The sequence below is a fragment of the Hymenobacter rubripertinctus genome (assembly GCF_003583925.1).
GTDB lineage: Bacteria > Bacteroidota > Bacteroidia > Cytophagales > Hymenobacteraceae > Hymenobacter > Hymenobacter rubripertinctus.
In genome coordinates this window covers 1-9,498 of record NZ_QYCN01000068.1, presented here as the reverse complement: position 1 = coordinate 9,498, position 9,498 = coordinate 1, and the positions used below count along the sequence as shown (strand labels likewise).

At 63.1% G+C, this 9,498-nt stretch carries 8 protein-coding genes; 6 read left to right on the top strand and 2 right to left on the bottom strand.

Going from position 1 to position 9,498, the window contains the following annotated elements:
* Positions 1-146: 146 nt before the first annotated feature.
* A complete protein-coding gene (locus D0T11_RS21110; RefSeq protein WP_119657795.1) occupies positions 147-575 on the bottom strand; it encodes a hypothetical protein in 429 nt (142 codons plus the stop codon).
* Positions 576-786: 211 nt separating this feature from the next.
* Here D0T11_RS21110 and D0T11_RS22765 point away from each other — a divergent pair, with 211 nt between their 5' ends.
* The 5 genes from D0T11_RS22765 (at position 787) to D0T11_RS21090 (ending at position 6,610) form a co-directional block, all read left to right on the top strand.
* Positions 787-927 carry a hypothetical protein gene (locus D0T11_RS22765; protein ID WP_182888550.1) on the top strand — a complete coding sequence of 47 codons (141 nt, stop codon included), beginning with the start codon at positions 787-789 and terminating at the stop codon, positions 925-927.
* A gap of 285 nt (positions 928-1,212) precedes the next feature.
* On the top strand, positions 1,213-1,854 hold the full coding sequence (locus D0T11_RS21105) for an FKBP-type peptidyl-prolyl cis-trans isomerase (protein WP_119657794.1): 642 nt from the start codon (positions 1,213-1,215) through the stop codon (positions 1,852-1,854).
* A 129-nt stretch (positions 1,855-1,983) separates the two neighbouring features.
* Positions 1,984-2,691 (top strand): hypothetical protein, encoded by a 708-nt coding sequence (locus D0T11_RS23425; protein ID WP_147374777.1) that lies wholly within the window; start codon positions 1,984-1,986, stop codon positions 2,689-2,691.
* A gap of 168 nt (positions 2,692-2,859) precedes the next feature.
* A complete protein-coding gene (locus D0T11_RS21095; protein ID WP_119657792.1) occupies positions 2,860-4,794 on the top strand; it encodes a KUP/HAK/KT family potassium transporter in 1,935 nt (644 codons plus the stop codon).
* A gap of 229 nt (positions 4,795-5,023) precedes the next feature.
* Positions 5,024-6,610 (top strand): S8 family peptidase, encoded by a 1,587-nt coding sequence (locus tag D0T11_RS21090; RefSeq protein ID WP_119657791.1) that lies wholly within the window; start codon positions 5,024-5,026, stop codon positions 6,608-6,610.
* Positions 6,611-6,691: 81 nt separating this feature from the next.
* On the opposite strand, the gene D0T11_RS21085 is transcribed toward D0T11_RS21090, so the two are convergent.
* Positions 6,692-8,506 (bottom strand): M61 family metallopeptidase, encoded by a 1,815-nt coding sequence (locus D0T11_RS21085; protein ID WP_119657790.1) that lies wholly within the window; start codon positions 8,504-8,506, stop codon positions 6,692-6,694.
* Between the two features lie 193 nt (positions 8,507-8,699).
* Between D0T11_RS21085 and D0T11_RS21080 the strand changes: the two genes are divergently transcribed.
* Positions 8,700-9,293: a C40 family peptidase gene (locus tag D0T11_RS21080; protein WP_119657789.1), complete on the top strand. Its 594-nt coding sequence runs from the start codon at positions 8,700-8,702 to the stop codon at positions 9,291-9,293.
* The last annotated feature ends 205 nt before the right edge of the window (positions 9,294-9,498 follow it).

The window sequence follows — 9,498 nt, the reverse complement described above, 5'->3', positions numbered from 1 at the left end:
GACAGCGGGCACGAAACGGGTGTTGCCGATGATGGCGATGGCCTTCCTCCAGCGTGGCCCGCTCGTCGGAAGTCAGCTCAATGAAGCGTTTCTGCATCTGCGAAGATAGCCCCTTCTCAATTGTCTGACTAATTTTGAATAGGCACTTAGGATGAATAATTCCAGCTCGGGCGGGCAGCGGCAGCCTGGCGGGCCGCCCGTGCAATGGCTTCCCTCTGCGGGGCCGGCAGGAACGGCTGCACCGAATCGGCCAGCAGTGCCTGGTAGCTTTGCTCCAGCGTTGCTTCCAGGGCCAGGATTTCTTCTGCGCCCTTGCCTTGCAGGGTGCCGGCGGCGGTGCGCTGCCGCGACACAGGCCGCCCCCGGTAAGTGAAGGCCGAAGCCGGTACGCCCGCAGTGAAGTTGCCGGCAGTTGCTGCACTCGGGTTGGCTTTCATTTTGGCTTTGGCCTTGCTGTTGCGCGCCGCCAGAGTGCCCACCGCCGTAGCCGCGCGGATGCCCCCGATCAGCAAGCTGGCCTGCGCCTGGACCACTTGCCCGGCCAGTAGCAGAAAAAGGGTAAAAAGGTATTTCATACAGGATGATAAAGAGTGGAAACAGGGCGTAAAAGTACGCGGATAATCGGGCCGGGCGCTAACGCACACCGTTCTGTCCGCCTCGTATCGGCGGCGGGGGCCGGCTTAAGGCGCGGCCCCAAATAAATGCTGCTTGCCTAACACTTTCATCAACTTCGCGTCGTATCTTTACGCTCAACAAACTGATTTGCATTCACATACCCCTATTCGCATGAAAAAGCGCACTGCCACCATCTCTTCCCTGCTATTGCTGGGCAGCCTGGGCTCCCTGAGCTTTCTGGCTGCCCGGGTGCTTACCCTGAACCTGATTTTCGACCTGCACGACGAGGAGGAGGAGCTGCACTTCTGCTAGCGGCCCGCCCGGCCTGGCACCAACCGGAACCCCGCCCCTTCGGCGGGGTTCTTCGCGTTTGGCAGCGGGCAGCGCAGACGGGCCAGATAAACCTTCGCTCACAATCAGCCGGTTAGCCGGAACACCCGAAAAAAACAACATCCTTTCGCGGCGGTTTTCGGTACTTCACGGTAGCAGTGGCCCGCAACGGGCCGGTCCTGCCTGTTTTTCACCAGTTGCTTCCGGGCCGCCGCCGCCGTAAACCGCAGGGGCATGAGGGCGGGAAGTAGCGCAAACCAGTGAGTTATGAATTTAGATGGCTTGAAAGAGCAGATCAGCTACATCATCGGCCGCGACATGGCCCGCAACTTCGCCCAGCAGGGCCTGGACGTGGACGTGGACGTATTCGCCCAGAGCATGAAAGAAGCCGGGGCCGGGGAGCCCAGCCGCCTCACCCCCGAGCAGATGCAGAGCGCCATGCAGCAGTTGCAGGAGCAGCTCGGCGGTGGTGCTGACCAGGATGACGATGACGACACCTCCAACTCCAACGATATGAGCAACAACAAAGCTGAAGGCGAAGCCTTCCTGCAGGAAAACGCCAACAAAGCGGGCGTTACGACGCTGGCCAGCGGCCTCCAGTACGAAGTGCTGACCGAGGGCACCGGCCCCAAGCCCGGCCCCGGCGCGTCGGTGACCACCCATTACCACGGCACGCTCATCAACGGCACCGTGTTCGACAGCTCCTACCAGCGCGGCCAGCCCGCTACGTTCGGCGTAAACCAGGTTATTGCCGGCTGGACAGAGGCCCTGCAACTCATGCCCGAAGGCTCGAAGTGGCGCCTCTACATTCCCTCCGACCTGGCCTACGGCAAGCGCGGAGCCGGCCGCGATATTGGCCCCGACACCGCCCTCATCTTCGATGTGGAGCTGCTCAAGGTGAATAAGTAGGGGGATTGGGGGAAGCTAGCACCGACCGGGAAAGCCGGAGCGGCTGCCCTTGTGTTTCATGCCTAGTCGTTGGCTGCTGGCCGGTGCTTCTCCCCCGTTATCACCCCCTTTTCTTCCTGTTACGTTTCCATGAAAGCCCCGCTGCCGCCTGTGCGCCTCGTACCACCCCAATGGGTACGAACCACTACGGCCAGCGGGGCTTTTTCTGATATGACCAACCCCGCGCAACCGGCCCCTACACCACCAGCCCCTACCCCGGAGCCCACCGCCGCCGACACCCGGCCGCCAGCCCTGCCCGCCACCGGACCGGCCGGTTCCGCTTCGTCCGAACCAGCAGCGGAACCCCTGTTCCGACTCCTGCCGCCGCCACCGCCCGAGCAGTTTGCCCCGGAGCGCAGCGAAGACGGCCGCCTGACCCTGGGCAACGAAGAGCTGGAGCTGGATGGGGAGCTGTTCGGGTGGCGGGAGCTGGAGGGCGTGGATGTGCGGCCAGTGCGCTGGCTGCTGGCCGTGTTGCTGGGAGCTTTTGCGCTGAGCGTATTTTTGCTGGGTTACCTGCAATTCTGGCTGCGTAGCGTACCGGCCGCGCTGGGCATGGGCGTGGGCGTGGCCCTGCTGGCCTGGGGTCTGCGGGGTACCAACCGCTGGCGGCTGCACCGCCCGGGCCGCGAGGCCCGGCACTTCGCCTTTTCCGGCCCGGCCCGCAGCTGGCAGCACCTGGCCCAGGAAGCCAACCGCCGCATCCGTCAGCGCCACCAGGAGGCGGCCGCAACGGCGGCGTACTACCTCCAGCTGGCCGATTATCAGGCGACCCCCTCCTCCGCGGAAACGGAGTAGGGGCGGCGTACCGCTGCGGGTACTGAGTCTCTACTCCCTGGTTTGCCGGACTTCCCGGTCCGGAGCAGTGGCCTGGTCCGGGTTTCTTCATGCGGTAAGTCGATGTCATCCGTTACCTTCGGCCCCGTTTGCAAAAAACCGCCCCTTTCTACCCAGCTCCCCTTCCTCATGGACGCTAAACACCCGCACACCGCCATTTCGACGGCCGGCTTACTCATTGCCCTGGGCATCATCTACGGGGACATCGGCACCTCGCCGCTCTACGTGATGAAGGCCATCGTGCCGGGTAAAATCGATCCGCTGCTCGTGTACGGGGGTATTTCCTGCGTGTTCTGGACCCTCACGCTCCAGACCACCATCAAGTACGTGCTGCTCACGCTCAACGCCGACAACAACGGGGAAGGCGGGATTTTCTCGCTCTACGCCCTGGTGCGCCGGCGCGGTGCCTGGCTGTCGGCCGTGGCCATCATCGGGGGCTCGGCCCTGCTGGCCGACGGGGTGATTACACCGCCCATTTCGGTTTCTTCGGCCATTGAAGGCCTGGAAGCCGTGTACCCGGGCATCCCGACGGTGCCCATCGTCATCGGCATTATTGCGGCCCTGTTCCTGATGCAGAGCTTTGGCACCCAGATCGTGGGGAAGGCTTTCGGCCCGATCATGCTCATCTGGTTCTCGATGCTGGCGGCCCTGGGCGTGAGCGGCATCCTCGACCACCCGGCCATTCTGAAGGCCCTCAACCCCTACTACGCCTACAACCTGCTGGTGAACTACCCCGGCGGCTTCTGGCTGCTGGGGGCCGTATTCCTGTGCACCACCGGGGCCGAGGCCCTCTACTCCGACCTGGGCCACTGCGGCAAGGGCAACATCCGCATCAGCTGGATTTTTGTCAAGAGCTGCCTGGTGCTCAACTACCTGGGCCAGGGCGGCTGGCTGATTGCCCACCAGGGCCAGCAGCTCAACGGCCGCAACCCGTTCTATGAGCTCATGCCCGGGTGGTTTCTGCTCATCGGTGTTGGCATTGCCACCGTGGCCGCCATCATTGCCTCCCAGGCCCTCATCACCGGCTCGTTTACGCTGGTGGCCGAGGCCATCCGCCTCAATATGTGGCCCAAAGTGCGCCTCAACTACCCCACCGACGTGAAGGGCCAGCTCTACGTGCCCAGCATGAACCGCCTGCTGCTACTGGGCTGCATTGCCGTGGTGCTCTACTTCCGCAAATCGGAGAACATGGAGGCCGCCTACGGGCTGGCCATCACCCTCACCATGCTCATGACCACGCTGCTGCTCACCGTGTGGCTGCGCGCGAAGCGGGTGCCGCTGCTAGCCGTTGGGCTGTTTGCGCTGGTGTACGGGGCCATTGAGGGCGCTTTTCTGGTGGCCAACCTCATCAAATTTCCCCACGGCGGCTGGGTTTCGCTGGCCATCGGGGCCGCGCTGGTGGGCGTGATGTACGTGTGGCTGCGGGCCTTCTACATCAAGCGCCGCCTGACGGAGTTTGTTAAGATTGAGCCCTACATAGAAACCCTCAAAGAGCTCAGCGACGACGAATCGGTATCCAAGTACGCCACTCACCTGGTGTTTCTGACCTCGGCCGAGCGCCAGTCGGAAATCGAGTCGAAAATCATCTACTCCATCTTCCAGAAGCGCCCCAAGCGGGCCGACATCTACTGGTTTGTGCACGTGGACACCACCGATGAGCCCTACACGATGGAGTACAAGGTGGCGGAGCTGGCCCAGGGCGACGTATTCCGCATCACGTTCCGGCTGGGCTTCCGGGTCGAGCAGAAAATTAACCTCTACTTCCGCAAGGTGATTGAGGAGCTGGTGCGCAACAAGGAAGTAGACATCACCTCCCGCTACGAGTCCCTGAGCAAGCAGCACGTCACGGGCGACTTCCGCTTCGTGGTGCTGGAAAAATTCCTGTCGGTGGAAAACGACTTCCCGCTGATGGAGAAGCTCGTGATGCAGGCCTACTTCTACATCAAGCAGTTTATCGCCTCCGAAGACAAGTATTTCGGCCTCGATACCAGCTCGGTGAAGGTGGAGAAAGTGCCATTGGTCATCTCGCCCGTCCGCGACGTGGCCCTGGCCCGGATTCAGTAAACCCACCGCCCCGCCCCCGGCGTCGTTCGTTCTGACTTCATTTTTTTAAGCCTCGCTGCCCGGTAGCGAGGCTTTTTTTATGGGTAGGTTGTCGCTGAAAACAGGCTCACTGACTTGAATCAAAGCGTTACAAAGTGTTAGGCGTGCCGAACATAATTCTACACGTTGCACTTATCCTATATTTCATTTTATTTATACCACTGTTCTTTACCCAACCAAAACCCACTACATGACGCGTACTCTTACCCTCGCGCCCGCCGCGTTGCTGGCCCTGGCGTTGGCCGCCTGCCAGGTCGATTCCCAGGACCAGGTGGCCCAGCCCCAGCCTGACCCCACGGCGGCCCTGACCACCCAGCAGCTCAACGACCAGATTTTTAGCTCCCTGCGCCAACGGGGCCAGTTCGACTGGAGCGCGGCCTCCGCCCACACCGTCTGGAGCGCCCTCCGCCAGTCCGACCACGTGCTGTCGGTGGGTTACCAGCCGGCCGGCACCCGGGGGGGGCGCACCCTGCCCGAAGATGCCCGCCTGGACGCCCTCTGGCAACAAGCCCGCGCCCAGGTGCTGGCCCTGATTCTGGCCGAGGAGCAGAAGGCCGATCCTTCGCTGACCCTGGATAAGCTGCGCGTATTCGAGGCCAATGCCCTGCCGGTACTCACGGTCACGGTGCGGGAATTAGGCACCATTAAGGCCCTGCGCGCCTCCGGACTGGTGCGCTACGCCGAGCCCATGGGCTACGAGCCCCACGCCCAGGCCACTAGCGGCACCACCGCCAACCGCCCCGCCGCCGGCCTGCTCAGCAGCGGCTGCGGCAACAACACGGCCACCGCGGGCCTCACCGTCGGCTCCGATTACACGGTGCTCACGGGCGGCGGCAAGTCGTCGTGGAACCAGCAGGACCAGTACCACGGCATCCGCACGGCCTGGGGCCAGAGCACCGGCCGGGGCATGAAGGTGCTCATCATCGACACCGGCTCGTCGCAGGACCAGGAAAACCTGGGCGCGGCTTTCAACCAGGGCCAGAGCACCGGTCGCACCATTGAACGCCTCGTCACGCTGCCGCGCAACACCATTTTCGGCATTCCCTACGGCGACACCGAAACCCCTAACGACGACTGCGGCCACGGCACCAGCATGGCCGGAGCCTGCGCCGCCCCCCGCGGCACCGATGGCGCATCGGTGGGCATGGCCTACAACGCCAACCTGATTGTGGTGCGGGCCGCCACCGACGTATTCCTGGACGCCAGCCGCGAAGTGCAGGGTGTGACGGACGCCTACCTGCTGGCCGCCAACCGCGCCGATGTGCGCATCATCAGCATGAGCATGGGCCGCCTCACGTCCTCGGGCCAGATGACGGACGCCATCCGCTACGCCTACGGCAAGGGCAAGCTCATCTTCTGCGCCGCCGGCACGTCCTTCGATTGGTCGGCCGGCTGGGTGGGCGTCATCTACCCCGCTTCGCTGCCCGAAGCCGTGGCCGTTACCGGCATGAAGGATGACCTGGCCACCCGCTGCGACGAGTGCCACACAGGCTCCGCCGTGGAGTTCACCGTGGTGATGCAGCGCACCAGCAACGACCGGCGCCCCCTCACGCTGGCCATGAGCGGCGACGTGCCCAGCACCGTGGGCGGCTCATCGGTAGCTACCTCCAGCATGGCCGGTATGGCTGCCGTGGTGTGGGCCCGCTACCCCACCGAAACCCGCGCCCAACTCCTCAACCGCCTCGTAGCGGCCAGCTCCAACCGCACCCGCCGCGACGCCAACTTCGGCTGGGGCCGCGTGAATGTGGCCACCGCCGTGGGCGCGCCGGCGCTTTAGTCAATTGAGAATTAAAAATGGCCGGTAGTTCCTCTTTTACGAGGAACTACCGGCCATTTTTAATTCTCAATTCTTAAATTTTTAATTCCCTTTCACCGGCAGCCACTTGGCCAGTACGGCCTGCTGCTCGGCGGTGGGGTTTTGCTGGCGCTCGATGCGGTAGCGGCTGGTGGTGCTGGCCAGCAGCGGCAGGCTCAGCTCCTGCACCTGCCCGTCGCGGGAAACCAGCAGCTTGGCGGTGGAGCCCACGGCGCGGCCGGTCAGCAGCTTGTTCAGGTCGTCGGTTACGCGTACGCCGTCGAGGCTCAGGAGTTCGTCGCCCACGTTGAGGCCGCCCTGCCAGGCGCTGCCGTCGCGCACCACACTCAAAACCGTCTGGCGGCCGTTGGCGGCGCTGATGCGGGCGCCCAGGTCTACTTCCGTGGCGGCGGTGGGCGTGGTGCTCAGTTGGAGGCCGGCGTAGCCGAAAGCCTGCTGGTAGGGCAGCATTTCGGTGCCGTACACGTAGCGGCGGAAGAATTCGTCGAAGCGGCGGCCGGCCACTTTCGCCACGGCGGCCTGGTATTCCTCATCCGTGAAGCCCCGACCCAGTTTCAGGTAGTACTGGTCGTAGAGGTACTGCATCACATCGTCGAGGTGCTTCTGGCCCTTGGTTTCATGAATCACCATCAGGTCCAGCACCGCCCCAATTACTTCGCCCTTGTCGTAGTAGCTGATGCCCGTGTTCTGGGAGTTCTCGTTCGGGCGGTAATACTTGATCCAGGCATCAAAGCTCGACTCGGCGGCCGACTGCACCTTGTTACCGGGCGTGTTCTCGACCCGGTTCACACCGTTGCTCAGGTCGGCCAGGTAGGCATCGGGGGTCAGGAAACCGGCCCGCTGCACAATCAGGTTGGAGAAATACTCCGTGCCGCCCTCGCTCACCCACAGCATGCGGGTGTAGTTTTCCTGGTCGTAGTTGAACGGCCCCAGCGCCACCGGCCGGATGCGCTTCACGTTCCAGAGGTGAAAATACTCGTGGGCCACCAAACCCAGAAAGCCCTTCCAGCCCGCCTCCGACGCATACGCCGTGCGCGACACCGACAGCGTGGTGGAGAACAGGTGTTCCAGGCCGCCCGTGCCCCGATCGATAGCATGAATAATGAACAGGTAGCGGTCCAGCGGGTTACGGCCTACCACCTGGTGGGCTTCCTCACACACGCGCTGCATGTCGTGGGTCAGGCGCTGCTCGTCCACCTTCGGGTCGCCGAACAGGGCAATGGTGTGGGGCGTACCGTTGGCCGTGAAGGTGTAAATTTTCTGGTTGCCGATTTCGATGGGCGAATCGGCCAGCTCGTCGTAGCTGCTGCTGCGGTAGGTGAACGTGCCGGCGGCCGGTTTGAGGCTGGTGCTCACCTGGCTCCAGCCGCTGGCCGGCTTTACTTCCAGCTGGCTGGGCAGCTGCTGACCTTCGGCCGGGTACATGAACACGCTGGTGCCATTCACGTAGCCGTGGGCCGCATCCACGAAGCTCGTACGCACGCTCAGCTCGTAGGCGTACACCTTGTAATGCACCTTGAAATCCTTGGCCTTGGGGTGATACACCCGCCAGGTGTTCTTCGTGATTTTCTCGGTGCGCAGCTTTTCGCTGCCCGCCAGGGCTTCGAAGCCTTCCACGTTTTTGGCAAACTCGCGCACCAGGTAGGAGCCCGGAGCCCACACGGGCATTTTTACATCGGTGTAGGCTTTGCTGAAGCCATCGAGGTGCATATCGACCTCGAAGTAGTGCGTCTGGGGGGCCGGCATAGCCAGCGTGTAGCGCAACGAGGGTTGTGCGGCGGCGGCGGCCGAGCCCGCGTGGCCCAGCAGCAAGCCCAGGGCCGCCACCGCTAGGCGGTGGGTAGGATTCAGGAGCATTAGCGAAAAAGTGAGAATTGAGTGGGCAAAACCAGCCTAGCCGGCCGGTATGGTTCAAAGAACGGGGAAAACCACGCAAGGCTGCAACTCCGCAACCCAAATACCTGCAATCCGAGCGTCGGCCCGATGGCGGAGCGGCGGAACCTCCTCCGTACCGCCCCCGTTAGCACAACGGTAACGTCCGATTTCACTGATGCGCTATATCTGGCTGGTTTTTCTGTTGCTGATTGCCCTGCTGCTGGGCTGGGTCTGGCAGGCCCGCTTGCAGCCGGTTTCCCCCGTTCTGGCCCGGCAACCCGCCGTGTATGCGCCAGGGCGGCCCACGGCCTACGTAATCAGCAACCCAGCCCCGGCCCGGCCGGAGCCACCTGTTCCTGTTGCGGCCGCCCTCAAGGCCGATAGCGTGGTGGCCTTCGCCCTGCGCCAGATGGGCACCAACTATTGCTATGCCGGAACCACGCCCGCTACCGGCTTCGACTGCTCGGGCTTCGTGCTATACGTTTTTGCGCGCTACGATGTGCCCATGCCCCACTCCACCGCCCTGCTGATTGACGTGGGCCGGCCCGTACCCCGGGCTCAGGCCCGGCCGGGCGATATTGTAGTATTCACAGGAACGGCCTCCACCTCCACCACCCCCGGCCACGCTGGCATTGTACTCAGCCAGCCCGGCGAGCCCCTGCGGTTCGTTCACTCCTCCTCAGCCCGCCGCGAATCCGGGGTCAAAATCAGCCAGGTGGAAGGCACCGGCTACGAGCGCCGCTTCATGCAGGTGCGCCGGGTACTCTGAGGTGGAGAAGTGGTGAGTCTGCGGTTCCAGAATCCTGACTGTACATTTTGCGCCAATAAGTGCCTATTCAAAATTAGTCAGACAATTGAGAAGGGGCTATCTTCGCAGATGCAGAAACGCTTCATTGAGCTGACTTCCGACGAGCGGGCCACGCTGGAGGAAGGCCATCGCCATCATCGGCAACACCCGTTTCGTGCCCGCTGTC